The organism is Longispora urticae (assembly GCF_053902585.1).
Map to the genome: position 1 here is coordinate 327,794 of NZ_JAQZSH010000042.1, position 17,036 is coordinate 344,829.

The 17,036-nt window shown below is 71.1% G+C and carries 14 protein-coding genes and 1 pseudogene; 12 read left to right on the plus strand and 3 right to left on the minus strand.

The features are described from left to right. Window positions 1-54: 54 nt before the first annotated feature. The 8 genes and pseudogenes from ruvC to PT931_RS31230 all read left to right on the plus strand — a co-directional run bounded on the left by ruvC (window position 55) and on the right by PT931_RS31230 (window position 9,258). A complete protein-coding gene (gene ruvC, locus PT931_RS31195) occupies window positions 55-630 on the plus strand; it encodes a crossover junction endodeoxyribonuclease RuvC (protein WP_456249298.1) in 576 nt (191 codons plus the stop codon). Next, the gene (ruvA, locus tag PT931_RS31200) at window positions 627-1,241 is read left to right on the plus strand and encodes a Holliday junction branch migration protein RuvA (protein ID WP_456249299.1); all 615 of its coding nucleotides are present in this window, start codon (window positions 627-629) and stop codon (window positions 1,239-1,241) included. The genes ruvC and ruvA overlap by 4 nt, the downstream gene beginning before the upstream one ends. Window positions 1,242-1,479: 238 nt before the next feature. After that, window positions 1,480-2,559 carry a Holliday junction branch migration DNA helicase RuvB gene (gene ruvB, locus PT931_RS31205; RefSeq protein WP_456249300.1) on the plus strand — a complete coding sequence of 360 codons (1,080 nt, stop codon included), beginning with the start codon at window positions 1,480-1,482 and terminating at the stop codon, window positions 2,557-2,559. A gap of 96 nt (window positions 2,560-2,655) precedes the next feature. Then, a complete protein-coding gene (gene yajC, locus PT931_RS31210) occupies window positions 2,656-3,000 on the plus strand; it encodes a preprotein translocase subunit YajC (protein ID WP_456249301.1) in 345 nt (114 codons plus the stop codon). Between the two features lie 138 nt (window positions 3,001-3,138). Beyond that, entirely contained in the window at window positions 3,139-5,079 is a 1,941-nt protein-coding gene (secD, locus tag PT931_RS31215) for a protein translocase subunit SecD (protein WP_456249302.1), read from the plus strand. 1 nt (window position 5,080) lies between these two features. Continuing rightward, window positions 5,081-6,252 (plus strand): annotated as a pseudogene (secF, locus tag PT931_RS31220) (protein translocase subunit SecF); the annotation flags it as partial. Beyond that, complete coding sequence (locus PT931_RS31225) at window positions 6,188-6,736, plus strand: adenine phosphoribosyltransferase (RefSeq protein WP_456249303.1); 549 nt, start codon at window positions 6,188-6,190, stop codon at window positions 6,734-6,736. The pseudogene secF and the gene PT931_RS31225, both read left to right, overlap by 65 nt. Before the next feature lie 89 nt (window positions 6,737-6,825). Then, complete coding sequence (locus PT931_RS31230) at window positions 6,826-9,258, plus strand: RelA/SpoT family protein (protein ID WP_456249339.1); 2,433 nt, start codon at window positions 6,826-6,828, stop codon at window positions 9,256-9,258. Between the two features lie 258 nt (window positions 9,259-9,516). On the opposite strand, the gene PT931_RS31235 is transcribed toward PT931_RS31230, so the two are convergent. Further along, entirely contained in the window at window positions 9,517-10,392 is an 876-nt protein-coding gene (locus PT931_RS31235; protein ID WP_456249304.1) for a peptidylprolyl isomerase, read from the minus strand. 20 nt (window positions 10,393-10,412) lie between these two features. Beyond that, entirely contained in the window at window positions 10,413-11,243 is an 831-nt protein-coding gene (locus tag PT931_RS31240) for a peptidylprolyl isomerase (RefSeq protein ID WP_456249305.1), read from the minus strand. Window positions 11,244-11,421: 178 nt separating this feature from the next. Here PT931_RS31240 and PT931_RS31245 point away from each other — a divergent pair, with 178 nt between their 5' ends. Both PT931_RS31245 and hisS read left to right on the plus strand, forming a co-directional pair. Continuing rightward, a complete protein-coding gene (locus PT931_RS31245) occupies window positions 11,422-12,111 on the plus strand; it encodes an MBL fold metallo-hydrolase (RefSeq protein WP_456249306.1) in 690 nt (229 codons plus the stop codon). Window positions 12,112-12,213: 102 nt separating this feature from the next. Beyond that, a complete protein-coding gene (gene hisS / locus PT931_RS31250; protein ID WP_456249307.1) occupies window positions 12,214-13,527 on the plus strand; it encodes a histidine--tRNA ligase in 1,314 nt (437 codons plus the stop codon). A 22-nt stretch (window positions 13,528-13,549) separates the two neighbouring features. Here hisS and PT931_RS31255 read toward each other — a convergent pair whose 3' ends face one another. Then, complete coding sequence (locus tag PT931_RS31255; protein ID WP_456249308.1) at window positions 13,550-14,101, minus strand: hypothetical protein; 552 nt, start codon at window positions 14,099-14,101, stop codon at window positions 13,550-13,552. 262 nt (window positions 14,102-14,363) lie between these two features. On the opposite strand from PT931_RS31255, the gene aspS reads away from it, so the two are divergent. Continuing rightward, window positions 14,364-16,103, plus strand: coding sequence for an aspartate--tRNA ligase (gene aspS, locus PT931_RS31260; RefSeq protein ID WP_456249309.1), 1,740 nt, complete (start codon window positions 14,364-14,366; stop codon window positions 16,101-16,103). Window positions 16,104-16,223: 120 nt separating this feature from the next. Beyond that, window positions 16,224-17,030 (plus strand): SDR family oxidoreductase, encoded by an 807-nt coding sequence (locus PT931_RS31265; RefSeq protein ID WP_456249310.1) that lies wholly within the window; start codon window positions 16,224-16,226, stop codon window positions 17,028-17,030. Window positions 17,031-17,036 lie beyond the last annotated feature (6 nt).

Genomic DNA, 17,036 nt, shown 5'->3' on the forward strand with positions numbered 1-17,036 from the left:
AGTACCCTACGGTAGGTTTTGCCGAACAGGTGTTCGTCGGGAGAGGGCTGAGGCGTGCGGGTTCTAGGAGTCGACCCCGGGCTGACCCGGTGCGGCGTGGGCGTCGTCGAGGGCCTGCCGGGCCGGCCCTGCCGACTCGTGCACGTCGAGGTCATCCGCACCGATCCCGACCTGGATCTGGCGCTGCGGCTGCTCGCCGTCTCCGACGGGATCGCCGCCGCCGTGGCCGCCTGGCAGCCCGAGCAGGTCGCCGTCGAGCGGGTCTTCAGCCAGAACAACGTCGGCACCGTCATCGGCACGGCCCAGGCGTCGGGCGTCGCGCTCGTGACCGCCGCCCGGGCCGGCCTGCCCGTCGTGACGTACACGCCGAGTGAGGTCAAGGCCGCCGTCACCGGCTCCGGCACCGCCGACAAGGCCCAGGTCACGGCCATGGTCACCAAGCTCCTCCAGCTCAAGACCGCCCCCCGGCCGGCGGACGCCGCCGACGCCCTCGCGCTGGCCATCTGCCACGTCTGGAAGGGTGGCACCCAGGCCCGGATCGCCGCCGCGATCCGCGCCGCGAAGACCGCGCAGTCGGCCCCCAGGGCGCGGCCGGCCGGTGCACAGACACAGACGGGAGTCCGACGGTGATAGCGAGCGTGCGGGGCCAGGTGACGGCCATCGGGTCGGACACGGTCGTGGTCGAGGTCGGCGGGGTGGGCCTCGCGCTGCACTGTTCGCCGGGCACCCTCGCCGACCTGCGGGTGGGCGCGCAGACCCGGCTGGCGGCGAGCCTGGTGGTCCGCGAGGACTCCCTCACGTTGTACGGGTTCGCCGACGACGACGCCAAGGCCCTGTTCGAGCTGCTCCAGACCGCGAGCGGGGTCGGGCCGCGGGTCGCGCAGTCCATCCTCGCGGTGCACAGCCCCGACGCGGTGCGGGTCGCGATCGCCACCGCCGACACGGCCGCGCTGACCCGGGTGCCCGGGATCGGCAAGAAGGGCGCCGAGCGCCTCGTCCTGGAGCTGCGGGACAAGATCGGCGCCGTCGCGGTCCTCGGCGACGGGGGAGTGACCACCGTCGGCGGGGCGCACGTGTGGCAGGAGCAGGTCCGCCAGGCGCTGATCGGCCTGGGCTGGATCGCCCGGGACGCCGAGTCGGCCGTGTCCGCCGTGCACGACTCCCTCGACAAGAGCGCCGACCCGCCGCCGGTGCCGGTGCTGCTCAAGCAGGCGATCCGGATGCTCGGGCGGACCAGGTGACCCGGGAAACGGCCGCCGCAGCGGGGACCTCCACCCTGGCACGCCCGACGGGAGTCGACCGGGGAGCCGCCGCGCGCCGTCGTGCCGCCTCCGGCCGCCTGACCACGGCCGACCGTCGGACCGTCGTGGACCGTCAGGCCCGCGCCGGCCACGGTACCCCCGCCGGTCGTCCGGCCACCGGCCCGACCGCTCCCGGCGGAGTACCCGTCGAACGGTCTTCGTCCTCGTGGTGCTCCCGATGACCGACGAGTACTTCGACGACGGCTCGATGCTGGTGTCGCCCGACGCCACGGACGCCGACCTCGCCGCCGAGACCAGCGTCCGGCCGAAGCGGCTGGAGGAGTTCATCGCCCAGCACCGGGTGCGCGAGCAGCTCCAGGTGCTGCTGCAGGGCGCGGTCCGCCGGGGTTCGCCGCCCGACCACATCCTGCTGTCCGGGCCGCCGGGCCTGGGCAAGACGACCCTGGCCATGATCGTGGCCGCCGAGCTGGGCACGGGGCTGCGGATGACGTCGGGCCCCGCGATCGAGCGTTCGGGCGACCTGGCCGCGATCCTGACCGGGCTCGGGCCGGGCGACGTGCTGTTCATCGACGAGATCCACCGGATCGCCAAGCCCGCCGAGGAGCTGCTGTACTCGGCGATGGAGGACTTCCGGGTCGACGTGATCGTCGGCAAGGGCCCGGGGGCCACCGCGATCCCGCTGGACGTGGAGCCGTTCACCCTGGTCGGGGCCACCACCCGCGCCGGCCTGCTGACCGGCCCGATGCGCGACCGGTTCGGCTTCGTCGCGCACCTGGACTTCTACGAGCCCGACGCGCTGCGGCACATCCTGCACCGCTCGGCCCGGATCCTCGGCGTGGACGTCACCGACGACGGGGCCGTGGAGATCGCCGGCCGGTCGCGGGGCACACCCCGGATCGCCAACCGGCTGCTGCGCCGGGTCCGCGACTACGCCGAGGTCCGCGGCGACGGCAAGGTCACCCTCGCGGCGGCCCAGGCGGCCCTGAAGGTGTACGACGTCGACGAGCTGGGGCTCGACCGGCTCGACCGCGCGGTGCTCCGTGCCCTGGTCACCTCGTTCGGCGGCGGGCCGGTGGGGTTGTCGACCCTGGCCGTGGCCGTGGGGGAGCAGCCGGACACGGTCGAGGAGGTGTGCGAACCGTTCCTGGTCAGGGCCGGTCTGCTCGCCCGGACACCCCGGGGCCGGATGGCCACGCCGGCCGCCTGGCGGCACCTGGGACTCCAGCCGCCGGACAGCGCGTTCGGGGCGGCGCAGACCCGGATCGACGTTCCGGATATCTTTGGATCTGATCCGTGATCGGACCGTGACCCACGCCACTACCGGTGTGTTCCACGGCGCCGACTAGACTCCCCCGCGATCCAACTCATCGCGCGTGACCGGAAGGCAATACAAGTGCTTCTCGCAGCAGAAGGCTCTGGCGGCAGCAGCCTCTTCCCGCTGATCATGTTCGGAGCCCTGATCGTCGGGATGTATTTCCTGCTGATCCGCCCGCAGCAGAAGCGCCGCCGCGAGATGGCGGAGCAGCAGCGCAACATCGGGATCGGCGACGAGATCGTCACCATCGGCGGCCTGTACGGCACCGTGGTCGCTCTTGATGACGAGACGATGACGCTGCGTATCGCCGAGGGTGTCGACGCGAAGTACGCACGGCAGGCCTTCGGTCGCGTCGTCACCCAGCAGGACGGTTCCAACGAGTCCATCGCTGACGAAACCGGCGACGGCGACTCCGCTAAGTAACGTTTTCCCGTGGATTCGGGGAGGGACTCTTCCCGAGTGGCCGCGGATACTGAATAGTCATGTCCGGCCAGTATTGGCCGGACATGCGGCCTGGGCCGGCCTGCGCCGGCGACGACATTGCAGGGAGACGGGACAGCCGTGGCAGCACCACAAGGACAGCTGCGGGTGAAGTGGTACTTCATCTCGCTCTTGAGCATCACAGCGGTGCTCTTCGCGTTGGTATTCGGAACCGGCTCCGGTTCGATCACCGACCGGCTCAAGCCCCGGCTCGGCCTCGACCTGCAGGGTGGCACGAGCATCACGTTGCAGACGAAGACGGACAACGGCAAGCCCCCGGCCAAGGACAAGCTCGACGAGGCCCGCAACATCATCGAGCAGCGGGTCAACGCGACCGGTGTCGCCGAGCCCGAGGTCGTCGTCGAGGGTGACCGCAACATCGTCGTCAACATCGCCGGCGCGCAGACCGGTGACGGCTTCCGCGCGCTGGTCGCCCCGGCGGAGCTCCGGTTCCGCCAGGTGGTGACCTCGACGCCGGACATCGACGAGGCCGCGGTCAACGCCACCCCGTCGCCGTCGCCCAGCGCGTCCGGTTCCCCGGCGCCGAGCGCGAGCCCGTCGACCTCCGCCAGCCCCAGCGCGGCGGTGTCCCCGACCCCGTCGGCGAGTGCCGCCCCGAGCGCCACCCCGTCGGCGAGCGCGTCGCCCAGCGCGGCCCCGTCCGCCAGCGCCGCCCCCTCGGGCAGCCCGGCCCCCAGCCCCAGCGCGAAGGTCGACCCGGACCTGGCCTCGCGCCGGGCCACCGACCTCGCTGCCGCCAAGGCCGCCGTGGGCGACAGCAACTGGGCGCTCGCGGAGGCCCTCGTCGCCGACGCCACCCAGTTCCAGGGCAAGGAAAAAGAGGTCTACAACCAGCTCAAGCCGTTCGGCAAGCTGACCGGGGCCCAGGTCGACGCGCTGCCGCTCAAGATGCAGTTCGGCATCTACAACATCTCGTGCAAGCAGCTCGGTGAGCGCGCGCCCGGTGCCGTGCAGGCCATCGACCAGCAGGTCGTCGCCTGTGGCAAGGACACCAGCACCGACCCGAAGACCAAGAAGAAGACCACCACCTGGACGAAGTACGTCCTGGACGTCGCCAAGGTGCTCGGCACCGACGTGGCCGACGCCACCGGGTCCTACGACACCGGGTGGAAGGTCAACATGAAGTTCAAGGGCGCCGGCCAGGACAAGTGGACCGAGCTGACGAAGCTCGCCTACAACAACGGCCAGAACGCCGCCGCGCAGAACGGTACCGACCGGGTCGCGATCGTCCTGGACAACACCGTCGTGTCGGCCCCGGCGATCCAGGGCGTCATCAACGGCGACGCGCAGATCACGGGCACGTTCAGCCGTGAGGACGTCACCAACCTGGCCGCCCAGCTCCGGTTCGGCTCGCTGCCGCTGACCTTCGAGCAGAGCCAGGCGCAGACGATCTCGCCGACCCTGGGCTCCGCCCAGCTCAAGGCGGGTCTGCTCGCGGCCGGCATCGGCATGCTGCTGGTCATCCTGTACTCGTTCTTCTACTACCGGCTGCTCGGCTCGGTCATCTTCCTGAGCCTGATCATGTCGGCGATCCTGGTCTTCGGCGCCCTGGTGCTCCTCGGCCGCCAGATCGGCTTCACCCTGACGCTGGCCGGCATCGCCGGATTCATCGTCTCGCTGGGCGTCGCCGCCGACTCGTTCGTCATCTACTTCGAACGACTGAAGGACGAGATCCGCGAGGGCCGCAGTCCCCGGAGCGCCGTGCCGCGCGCCTGGGCCCGGGCCCGCCGGACGATCATCTCGGCGAACGCGATCTCGATCCTCGCGGCCGTGGTGCTCTACATCTTCGCGATCGGCACGGTGCAGGGCTTCGCGTTCGCGCTGGGTCTCGCCACGGTGCTCGACCTCATGGTGGTGTTCCTGTTCCGACACCCGATCATGGCGGCCTTCGCCAGTACCAAGGCGTTCCTCTCCCCCCGGGTGAGTGGTCTCGGCCGGGTGCTGCAGAAGCCCACCGAGCAGGGCGACCTCCCCGTCAGCACCAACCCGAAGGAGGCGTGACATGGCTGGTTCCGGTCTCGCTAACCGGCTCTACAGCGGTAACGCCGGCCTCAACATCATCGGCAGGAAGAAGGTCTGGTTCACCGTCGCCGGTGTCGTCCTCCTGATCGCCGTGTTGAGCTTCGTGTTCCAGGGCCCGCACCTGGGCATCGACTTCACCGGTGGCAACAAGTTCCAGGTGCCGGCCAGCGTCGGCACGGCCCACGAGGTCGAGTCGGCCATCACCAAGGCCGTGACGGACGTCGACCCCAAGGGCAAGACCCTGGCGGCCGTGAAGATCGGTGGCGGCGAGACCAGCTACGAGGTCAAGACGACGTCGCTGAACCCGGACCAGGCGTTCAAGGTCAAGACGGCGCTGGCGAAGAAGTTCGGCATCGACGTGACCAAGATCAGCGACACGCAGGTCAGTGGCGCGTGGGGCAGCCAGGTCACCTCGAAGGCCCTGACGGGTCTGGGGGTCTTCCTCGCGATCGTGATCGGGTACCTGATCATCCGGTTCGAGTGGCGGATGGCGATCGGCGCGGTGGCCTCCCTGGTGCTGGACCTGACGCTCACCGCCGGCGTGTACCTGCTGGTCGGCTTCGAGATCACGCCGTCCACGGTGATCGGCTTCCTGACGATCCTCGGCTTCGCGCTGTACGACGTGGTCGTCGTGTTCGACAAGGTCCAGGAGAACACCGCCGGGATCCTGGCCCGCAACACGATGACGTATTCGGAGGCGGCCAACCTGGCCGTCAACCAGACCCTGATGCGCTCGATCAACACCGGTCTGGTCGCGCTGCTCCCGGTCGGCGGCCTGCTGTTCATCGGCGCCGGCCTGCTCGGCGCGGGCACCCTGAAGGACCTCGGCCTCGTGCTGTTCATCGGTATGGGCGCGGCGGTCTACTCCTCGATCTTCTTCGCCACGCCGGTTCTGTGCTGGCTGAAGGAGAAGGAGCCCCGGGTCGTGGCGCACACCCAGCGGGTGCTCGCCCGACGGGCCAGCATCGCCGAGAAGGGCGAGGACGGCGTGCCGACCCCGCGCACCCCGGTGTTCGCGGCGGACGGCGGCACCCTGGCCCCGAAGCCGGGTCAGCGTCCGGTCAGCCGGCCCCGGAAGCGGTAGTTGGTGGCATTCACGGGGGACAGCGGTCCCGAGGCCGCCCGGCTGGTCTCCAGCCGGGTGGCCGACGTGCCGGACTTCCCGAAACCGGGCATCCTGTTCAAGGACCTGAGCCCGCTGTTCGGGGACGGCGCGGTGTTCCGTGCCGTCGTGGACGAGATCGTCGCGTTCCACGGCGCGGACAGTTTCGACGTGGTCGCGGGCATGGAGGCCAGGGGCTTCCTGCTCGCCGCCGCGATCGGGTACGCGACCACCAAGGGCGTCGTCCCGGTCCGTAAGGCGGGGAAACTGCCCCGCGAGGTGCTGTCGGCCTCCTACGACCTGGAGTACGGCCAGGCGACCCTCGAGGTGCACGCCGACGCGTTCGCCCCGGGCACCCGGGTCCTGGTCGTGGACGACGTCCTGGCCACGGGCGGTACGGCGGAGGCCACCCTGGGCCTGGTGGAGCGGGCCGGCGGCGTGGTGAGCGGGTTCAGCGTCGTGCTGGAACTCGGCTTCCTGCCCGGCCGCGAGCGCCTGGCCCCGCGCCCGGTGCATGCCCTCCTGACGGTTTGACGTAGCTTGGGGTACGACGCGGGGGAGTGAGGGACGCTCAAGGGCTACGATGAGACGTCCTGAGAGATCTCATGGCGAGGAGCAGGCGGTTGTCGAGCGACGTCACATCCCCAGCGGAGGGTTCCGTGGCGGGTTCCGGCGCGCCGGTCCCGCCAGGTCCCACGGACACCTCCGCCGTTAACGGGCAAAAATCCGTGCTGAACGTCGTGGCCACCGAGGAACCCGTGGTCCCCGGCGAGGAGGCCAGCGGCGTCCGCCCCGGCCTCGGCAACGTGCCCACCGGCCGGCGGGTCCGGGCCCGGCTCGCCCGGTTCAACGCGCCGTGGCAGAGCACCCAGGTCCGCGAGGTCCTCGAGCCGCTGGTCGCCACCCACCGCGCCAGCCACGCCAAGGCCGACGTCCGCCTCCTCCAGCAGGCCTACGACGTGGCGGCGAGCTACCACACCGGGCAGTACCGCAAGTCCGGTGACCCGTACATCACGCACCCGCTCGCGGTGGCGACGATCCTCGCCGACCTCGGGATGGACACCACGACCCTGGTGGCCGCGCTCCTGCACGACACGATCGAGGACACGCCCTACTCCCTGGAGGAGATGCGGCGCGACTTCGGCGGCGAGGTGGCGCTGCTCGTCGACGGCGTGACGAAGCTGGACAAGGTCAAGCTGGGCGACGCGGCCAAGGCGGAGACGATCCGCAAGATGGTCGTCGCCATGGCCAAGGACCCGCGCGTCCTCGTCATCAAGCTCGCCGACCGGCTGCACAACATGCGCACCCTGACGTTCCTGCCGCAGGCCAAGCAGGAGCAGAAGGCCCGCGAGACCCTGGAGATCCTGGCGCCCCTGGCCCACCGCCTCGGTATGAACACGATCAAGTGGGAGCTGGAGGACCTGTCCTTCGGCACGCTGTACCCGAAGCGGTTCGACGAGATCCGCCGGCTCGTGCAGGACCACTCCGGCCAGCGCGACGCCCTGCTGGTCCAGGTCACCGACCGGGTCAACACCGACCTGCGCACCTCGAAGATCAAGGCGAGCGTCACCGGCCGCCCCAAGCACCTGTACTCGATCTACCAGAAGATGATCGTCCGGGGCCGCGACTTCAACGACATCTACGACCTGGTCGGAGTGCGGATCCTGGTGGACACCGTGCGCGACTGCTACGCCGCGCTCGGCGTCGTCCACGCGAACTGGCAGCCCGTCCCGGGCCGGTTCAAGGACTACATCGCGATGCCCAAGTTCAACATGTACCAGTCGCTGCACACCACCGTGATCGGCCCGAACGGCAAGCCGGTCGAGATGCAGATCCGCACCTACGCGATGCACCGCACGGCGGAGTACGGCATCGCGGCGCACTGGAAGTACAAGGAGACCAAGGGCGCCACGATCGTCGGGCCGCCCGCGCACATCGACGAGATGGCGTGGCTGCGCCAGCTCCTCGACTGGCAGCGCGAGGCCGCCGACCCGAGCGAGTTCCTCGACGCGCTGCGCTACGACCTCTCCAGCCAGGAGGTGTACGTCTTCACCCCCAAGGGCGACGTCATCGCCCTGCCCAAGGGGTCCACGCCGGTCGACTTCGCGTACGCGGTGCACACCCAGGTCGGGCACAAGTGCATCGGCGCGCGGGTCAACGGCAAGCTCGTACCCCTCGAATCGTCCCTGAACAACGGCGACGTGATCGAGATCTTCACGTCGAAGTCGGAGACGGCCGGCCCGACCCAGGACTGGCTCGGCTTCGTCAAGAGCCCCCGTGCGCGCACCAAGATCCGGCAGTACTTCAACAAGGAGCGCCGCGAGGAGGCGATCGAGGACGGCAAGGAGCAGATCACCAAGGCCATGCGCAAGCAGGGCCTGCCGCTCCAGCGGATGCTCACCCTCGACTCGCTGACCACGATCGCGCGCGACCTGCACCTGCAGGACGTCTCCTCGCTGTACGCGGCGGTGGGCGAGCACCAGGTGTCCGCCCAGTCCGTGGTGCAGAAGCTCGTCGCCGGCTACGGGGGCGAGGAGGGCCTGGTCGAGGATGTCGCCGAGACCGCCCTGCCCACCCGGGTGTCGCGCTCGCGCGGCCAGTACGACCCGGGCGTCGTCGTGCACGGTGTCTCCGATGTCTGGATCAAGCTGGCCCGGTGCTGCACCCCGGTGCCCGGCGACCAGATCATGGGCTTCGTGACCCGGTCCGGCGGGGTGAGCGTGCACCGCCAGGACTGCGTGAACTCCGACGACCTGCGCAGCCAGCCCGAACGGCTCGTCGAGGTGACCTGGAAGCCGTCGGCGGGGTCGACGTTCCTGGTCGCGATCCAGGTGGAGGCGCTCGACCGGCACAAGCTGCTCGCCGACGTGACCCGGGTGCTGTCCGAGGAGAAGGTCAACATCCTGTCGGCGACCGTGACCACGACCCGGGACCGGGTGGCCGTCAGCCGGTTCACATTCGAGATGGCCGACCCGAAGCACCTCGGGCACCTGTTGAGGGCTGTGCGTGGCGTTGACGGGGTCTACGACGCCTACCGGGTGACGTCCGGGGCCTGACCTTCCCGGGTCCGGCCACGGCGGCCGGGGTGGCGCGGTGGTGCCCGCCCCGGCGGGGTGGTGCGGCCCCGACGGCGGTGCGTGCGTCGCCGGGCCGGCGCGGCCCCGTCGGCGGTGACCGGGTGCCGGGCGACCGTCCTGGCCTGGCGGCGGACGACAAAGGCAGATCCGACGGGTACGCGTACCCGTCTCAGGGTGTGAAAGGGGGCGCTCCGGGAAATCCCGGAGCGCCCCCTTCTCGTGCGGTGTGACCTGGTGTTACGGCGCCGCGGTCGGGCTGGCGCCGGCGCTCGGCGACGGGGACGCCGCGGCCGACGCGGGGCCGACCTTCAGGGACTTGATCTCGAACGGCTCCTTGGGAGCGCCGTCCGTCGCGTCCTTGCCGTCCTTCGTCGCGCCCTTGGCGGCCACGGCCTTGACGAGGTCGAGGCCCTTCGTGACCTTGCCGACGACCGTGTAGCTGGCCGGGAGGTCCGTGTCGGCGTACACGATGAAGAACTGGCTGCCCGTGGAGTTCGGCGCGTTGGTCTTCGCCATGGCCAGGGTGCCGGCCGGGTAGGTCGGCTTCTTGCCGGTCGGCAGGTTCTCCTCGGCGAACTTGTACATCGGGCCGCCCATGCCGGACGCCGACGGGTCGCCGCACTGGAGCACGAAGATGCCCTCGGTGGTCAGGCGGTGGCACTTCGTGTTGTCGAAGAACTTCTTCTCCGCCAGGAACGCGAAGCTGGCCGCCGCGCACGGCGCGTTCGCGACATCGAGCTCGAAGGACACCTCGCCGGCGCCGGACGTGATGTCCATCGTCCGGGTGCCGGTGCGGGGCTCGCCCTTCGCCGGGGTGCCGACGTCACGCAGGCTCGGGTTGCCGTTCTTCTCCTCCGGCAGCCAGTTGCAGGCGTTCGCGCCGGCCGACGGGGTCGCCCCCGGGCTGGCCGTGTCGTCCTTCTTCTTCTCGCCGCCGAACACGGCGATACCCACCCAGATGCCGATGCCGACGACCAGGACGAGGGCGATCGCGGAACCGATCGCGGCCTGCAGCTTGCGACGCTTCGCTGCGGCTTCGGCCTTGACGGTCATGCCCTGCTGGAGTTTGGCGCGCGCGGCGTCCCGCTGCACGCGCTCCCGCTGAGAACTCACGTGAACTGCTCCTCTGTCGCTCAGGTGGCCGATTCGGTCGGCTTCGCGACGGTCAGGGTCTGGATGATGATGTCGTTCTTCGGCTTGCCGTCATTCACCTTGGCACCGCTGGAGTCCACGGCACCCGCCTCGGCGGCCTTTGTGATCAGCTCGAGACCCTTGGTGACCTTGCCGACGATGGCGTACGCGGGGCTGGCCGGCGTGTCCTTGTAGAAGATCATGAACTGGCCGCCGTTGGTGTTCGCACCCTTGTTGACCAGGGCGATCGTACCCGCCGGATAGGTCACCGTCGGAGACGGCGGGGCGCTGGCGGTCGGGTCCGGCACCGGCGCCTGGGGCAGGTTCTCGGTGGCGTAGGTGTAGCCGGGCTCACCGGTGCCCTCCGCGTTGTGGCTGCCGCACTGCAGGACGAACAGCTGTTCCTGGGACAACCGGTGGCAGGCCGTGTTGTCGAAGTACTTCTTGCTCGCCAGGTACCGGAAGCTCTCCGCCGCGCACGGGGCCTTCGCCACGTCCAGCTCGGCCGAGATCGCGCCGAGGTTCGTGGTGATCACCGTCGGCGCGACGCCGGCCTTCGCCATCCCTGTCGTCGGCGGCTTGCCGACGTCCTTCACGGTGGGAGCCGTGTTGGGCTGCCAGGTGCAGTCGCCGATCGCGGCGGGCGGCGTGGGCTTCTTGTCGAAGACCCCGCCCATCCACAACGCGCCGACGATGATGACGAGCAGCGCGATCCCGCCGGCGACGCCGGCACGGATCTGCCGCCGTCGACGGGCGTGCGCAGTCCGCCGAGCGGTCTGTCGGTCGAGCTTCGCCCGGGCCAGCTGGCGCTGCCGGTCTCTGCTGGAAGCCACGTGTGCTCCCTCCCCAAGGTGGGCACGGTCGATCCGTGCCGTAGGTCACATCCGCCCGAGTGTACGGTCGGGTCGGTTCGATAGGGTACCGGGTCAACCTGTATCTCCGTGCGACCGTCCGGACAGGCTCGGTAGGCTCTACGGCGGAGCCGTCACCTCGCCCAGAAGGACCCTTTACGTGTTTATTGCCGGGTTTCCCGCCGCCGCCCTCGGCACGAATTGTTACGTTGCCGCCGGCGACGGGCCGGGCGGCACGTGCGTGGTGGTCGACCCCGGCCTCGGCGTCCTGGCCGACCTCGACGCGCTCCTCGCCGAACACCGGCTCACCCCCGTGGCCGTCCTGCTGACCCACGGGCACTTCGACCACGTCTGGTCGGCGGCGGAACTGTGCGCGGCCCGCGACCTGCCGGCGTACGTGCACGCGGCCGACGTGGGGCTGCTCGACGATCCGACGATGGGCCTGCCGATCAGCCTCGCGCAGCTCGTGGGCCCCGGCCGGACCTACACCGGCCTGGAGGACCCGCGCCTGGTCACCGACGGCGACGTGCTGGAACTCGCGGGTACGGCGTTCACCGTCGACCACGTGCCCGGCCATACCGGCGGGTCGGTGCTGTACCGGACCCTCGGCGCCGAACCCGTCTGCTTCACCGGCGACGTCCTGTTCGAGGGCACCATCGGACGCACCGACCTGCCGGGCGGCGACTCCGCGACGATGATGGCCAGCCTGCGCGACCGGCTGCTCACCCTCGACGACGCGACGGTCTGCCTGCCCGGCCACGGCGCGCGCACCACGATCGGCCGCGAGCGCGTGTCGAACCCCTACCTGACCGGCCTGGCCGCGCCGGACACCCGGCGGACCGGCTTCTAGTACCCGTCCGCGTCGTTGGTCCTTTCCGCGGGGACGGCGACCCTTCCGTGCGGGCCGCGACCCGGCACGGCGAAGACTGTGAAACGAGAGAGAGCACCCGACATGACCCGTCCGACTCCGCTCAGCGGCTTCCCCGAGTGGCTGCCCGGCCAGCGCATCATCGAGCAGACCGTCCTCGACCGGATCCGGGGCACCTTCGAACTGCACGGCTTCGCGCCGATCGAGACCCGCGCCGTCGAGCCGATGGACCAGCTGCTCCGCAAGGGCGAGACCTCCAAGGAGGTGTACGTCCTGCGCCGCCTCCAGGCCGAGGGGGCCGACTCCTCCGACTCCGGGCTGGGCCTGCACTTCGACCTGACGGTGCCGTTCGCCCGGTACGTGCTGGAGAACTCGGGCAAGCTGACGTTCCCGTTCCGCCGGTACCAGATCCAGAAGTGCTGGCGGGGCGAGCGCCCCCAGGAGGGCCGCTACCGCGAGTTCTACCAGGCCGACATCGACATCATCGACCGCGAGACGCTGCCGAACCACTACGAGGCCGAGCTGCCCGTCGTGGTGGCCGACGCGCTGGCGACCCTGCCGGTCCGGTTCACGATGCACGTCAACAACCGCAAGCTCTCCGAGGGCTTCTACCGGGGCCTGGGCCTGACCGACCCGATGGCCGCGCTCCGGGTGATCGACAAGCTGGACAAGGTCGGCCCGGACAAGGTGACCGCGATGCTCGCCGAGCAGGCCGGGGCCACCGGGGCGCAGGCCGCCGCGTGCCTCAAGCTCGCCGACATCTCGACGCCGGACAGCTCCTTCGCCGACGCCGTCCGGGCGCTCGGCGTCAGCGACCCGCTGCTCGACGAGGGCCTGGAGGAGCTGGCCGCCGTGCTCGACGCCGCCGCCGAGCACGCGCCGGGCCTGCTCGTCGCGGACATGCGGATCGCCCGGGGCCTGGACTACTACACCGGCACCGTGTACGAGACGTTCATCGAGGGCCGGGAGAAGTACGGCTCGGTGTGCTCCGGCGGCCGGTACGACACCCTCGCCCAGTCCGGCAACGACACCTTCCCGGGCGTCGGCCTGTCGATCGGGGTGAGCCGGATCCTCGGCGTCCTGTTCGGCTCCGGCGCGCTGACCGTGAGCCGGCCGACCCCGACGTGCGTGCTGGTCGCGCTGCCGGCGGAGGAGGACCGGCCGGCGTGCAACCGGATCGCGGCGGCGCTGCGCGGGCGGGGGATCCCGGTGGAGGTCGCCCCGGCGGCGGCGAAGTTCGGCAAGCAGATCAAGTTCGCCGAGAAGCGGGGTATCCCGTTCGTGTGGTTCCCCGGGGACGAGCAGACGGTGAAGGACATCCGCAGCGGGGAGCAGGCGGCGGCCGACCCGGCGACGTGGGCGCCTCCGGCGGGGGATCTGCGGCCCACGGTGGCGTAGCGCGGAGGGACGCGGGGCCGGCTCAGCCGCCGGCCCTGGCGTCCGGCCCCGGACCGACCTTGCCGGGACCCGCCGAGGTGGGCCCCGGCTCCCTGGGTGCCATCGCCACCACCCACGCCGACTGCACCCCCAGGAACACCAGCAGACACAGCAGGATCGCCTCGACCTGCAGGCTCGTCAGGTTCCCGCGGATCGCGTCCCCGAGCGGCGGGATCGCGGCCACGGCGGCGACCACCAGGTACACCGGCACGGCCCCCCACAGCAGCGCGCGGGCCGTCCGGGGCTGCCCGGTCGACTTCCGCAGCGCCGGGACCAGCAGCGCGATGCCGAGCGCGCCGGCCAGCCCGGCGAAGGTGAACGAGGCCCGCCACAGGGTCGGCACGTCCGGGGCGACCTGGGACAGCAGCGACACGGTGCCGGGGACGACGAACTGCAGCGACACGAGGTACGCCATCCGCCGCCCCGCCGAGTCCCGCACCGACATGTCCGGCCGGTCCTTGGCGGCCACCCACCACAGCCCGAGCAGGGTGAAGTTGATGCCCGCGACGACGCCGTAGAACGCGCTGAGATCCATCTGGGCTCCTCGGGGCCGCGTGGTTCTGCCCCGATTGTAGGATTTCGCCCCATACTGCCGTCGGACAACGGCCGAGTTGCCCGCCCCGGGGAAGCGGGCTGGCCACCAGGGGACGGCCGGCCGGCCGCGCAGGTGAGGCACGGCCGGTGTCCCTCCCGTCGGCCCGGCCGGTCCGCGCGCTGCCGCCGGGGGTGCCCCGCCGGCCCGCCCCCGGCGCTCTGCGAGAATGTTGCGCGACGAAAACGGACGAAGGAGAAGCTCTGTGATCCGCACCCACGAGGCCGGGGCGCTGCGTTCCACGCACGTCGGCGAGCGCGTGACCCTGGCGGGCTGGGTCGCCCGGCGCCGTGACCACGGCGGTGTCATCTTCATCGATCTCCGGGACGCCTCCGGGTTCGTCCAGGCGGTGTTCCGCGGTGAGGACGAGGCCGCCCACGGTCTGCGCAACGAGTACTGCGTCAAGGTCACCGGCACCGTCGAGCTCCGCCCCGCCGGCAACGAGAACCCCGAGCTGCCCACCGGCGAGATCGAGCTGAACGTCACCGAGCTGGTCATCCTGTCGGAGGCCGCCCCGCTGCCGCTGCCGATCGACGACCACGTCGAGGTCGGCGACGAGGCCCGGCTGCGCTACCGCTACCTGGACCTGCGCCGCTCCGGCCCCGCGAAGGCGCTTCGGATGCGCTCGGACGCGAACCGGATCGCCCGCGACCTGCTCAACGAGCGCAAGTTCGTGGAGATCGAGACCCCGACCCTGACCCGGTCGACCCCCGAGGGCGCCCGCGACTTCCTGGTGCCGGTCCGGGTCAAGCCCGGTTCGTGGTACGCGCTGCCGCAGTCCCCGCAGCTGTTCAAGCAGCTCCTGATGGTCGCCGGCATGGAGCGGTACTACCAGATCGCCCGCTGCTACCGCGACGAGGACTCCCGCGCGGACCGCCAGCCGGAGTTCACCCAGCTCGACATCGAGATGTCCTTCGTGACCCAGGAGGACATCATCGAGCTTGGCGAGTCGATCGCCGCCGCCCTGTGGCGCGAGCTCGTCGGCTACGAGATGCCCCGGCCGCTGCCGCAGATCACCTGGCACGACGCGATGGACCGGTACGGCTCGGACAAGCCCGACCTGCGCTACGGCGTGGAGCTGGTCGAACTCACCACCTACTTCCAGGGCACCGAGTTCCGGGTCTTCCAGGCCCCGTACACCGGCGCGGTCGTCATGCCCGGCGGCGCGGCCCAGACCCGCAAGGAGCTCGACGGCTGGCAGGACTGGGCGAAGTCCCGGGGCGCGCGCGGCCTGGCGTACGTGCTGTTCGACGCCGAGACGGGCGAGGCCCGGGGCCCGGTCGCCAAGAACCTGTCCGAGGCGCACCTCGCGGGCCTGGCCGACGCTGCGGGCGCGAAGCCGGGCGACGCGGTGTTCTTCGCCGCCGGCGAGCGCCGGGCGTCCCAGGAGCTGCTGGGCGCGGCCCGGATCGAGATCGCCAAGCGGTCGAACCTGATCGACGAGTCGGCGTGGGCGTTCTGCTGGGTGGTCGACGCCCCGATGTTCGAGCAGATCGACGGCGGCGGCTGGACGGCCGTGCACCACCCCTTCACCTCGCCGAACGAGGAGTGGGAGCCGAAGTTCGAGGAGTCCCCGGACGGCGCGCTGGCCTACGCCTACGACATCGTCTGCAACGGCAACGAGATCGGCGGCGGCTCGGTCCGTATCCACAAGGGCAGCGTCCAGCGCCGGGTCTTCGACCTGCTGGGCATCACCGAGGAGGAGGCCGCGGACAAGTTCGGCTTCCTGCTCGAGGCGTTCAACTACGGCCCGCCGCCGCACGCCGGGATCGCGTTCGGCTGGGACCGGGTCTGCATGCTGCTCGCCGGCTCGGACACGATCCGCGACGTGATCGCGTTCCCGAAGTCGGGCGGCGGCTACGACCCGCTGACCGGCGCGCCGACCCCGATCACGGCCGTGCAGCGCCTGGAGGCCGGCGTGGACGGCCCCCCGAAGAAGGCCTAGAAACACCCCTTTTCCGGGTACGCGCGCAGCCGCCCCCGGGACCCCGCCGGCACCTCGGCGACCGGTTCCGGCGGGCGGCTGCCGTCTCGTACCCCTCGGGAGGGTTTAGGGTCTGAGTCCGTGGACACTCTTCTGATCACGGGCGCGTCCGGTTTCCTCGGCCGGGAGGTGGCCCGCCAGGCGGTCGCCGCCGGTTGGCTGGTCGTCGGCACCTACCAGTCCCAGGTCCCCGAGATCGCCGGCGTCACCTGGCACCGGCTCGACGTGACCGACCGGGTCGCCGTCACGGCGCTCGTCGAGGAGGCCGCCCCCACGGCGGTCGTGCACACGGCGTTCGCGAAGAACTCGTGGGCGGTCACCGCCGACGGCACGGCCAACGTGGCCCTCGCGGCCGTCGGCGCCCGCCTGGTGCACGTGTCCAGCGACGCCGTGTTCGCGGGCCGCACCGAGCCCTACACCGAGCAGGCCGTCCCGGAGCCGGTCAACGCCTACGGGGCGGCGAAGGCGGCGGCGGAGACCGCCGTGCACGCCGTGCACGCCGACGCCGCGATCGTCCGCAACTCCCTGATCCTCGGCGACGGCGACAGCGCCCACGAGCAGATGATCCGGGAACTGGCCGAGGGCCGCCGGGAGGGCATCCTGTTCACGGAGGAACTGCGCTGCCCGGTGCACGTGTCCGACCTGGCCTCGGCCGTGCTGGAGCTGGCCGTCAACGACCACGCGGGCGTCCTCAACGTCGCCGGCCCCGACGCGGTCAGCCGCTACGAACTCGGCCACCTGCTCGCCGCGCGCCTCGGGATCGCGGCGGACAGACTGCGAGGCGGACCCGCCCCGTCCGCGTGCCCGGGGGAGATCCGCCTCGACATCAGCCTTGCTCAGGACCTGTTGCGTACCAGGCTCCGGGGTGTCCGGGAACTGGCGGCCTGATCCAGA

Excerpts from the sequence above, each read along its gene's own strand:
- ruvB (WP_456249300.1), top strand. The coding sequence starts at position 1,480 with ATGACCGACGAGTACTTCGACGACGGCTCGATGCTGGTGTCGCCCGAC.
- hisS (WP_456249307.1), top strand. The coding sequence starts at position 12,214 with ATGACCCGTCCGACTCCGCTCAGCGGCTTCCCCGAGTGGCTGCCCGGC.
- PT931_RS31255 (WP_456249308.1), bottom strand. The coding sequence starts at position 14,101 with ATGGATCTCAGCGCGTTCTACGGCGTCGTCGCGGGCATCAACTTCACC.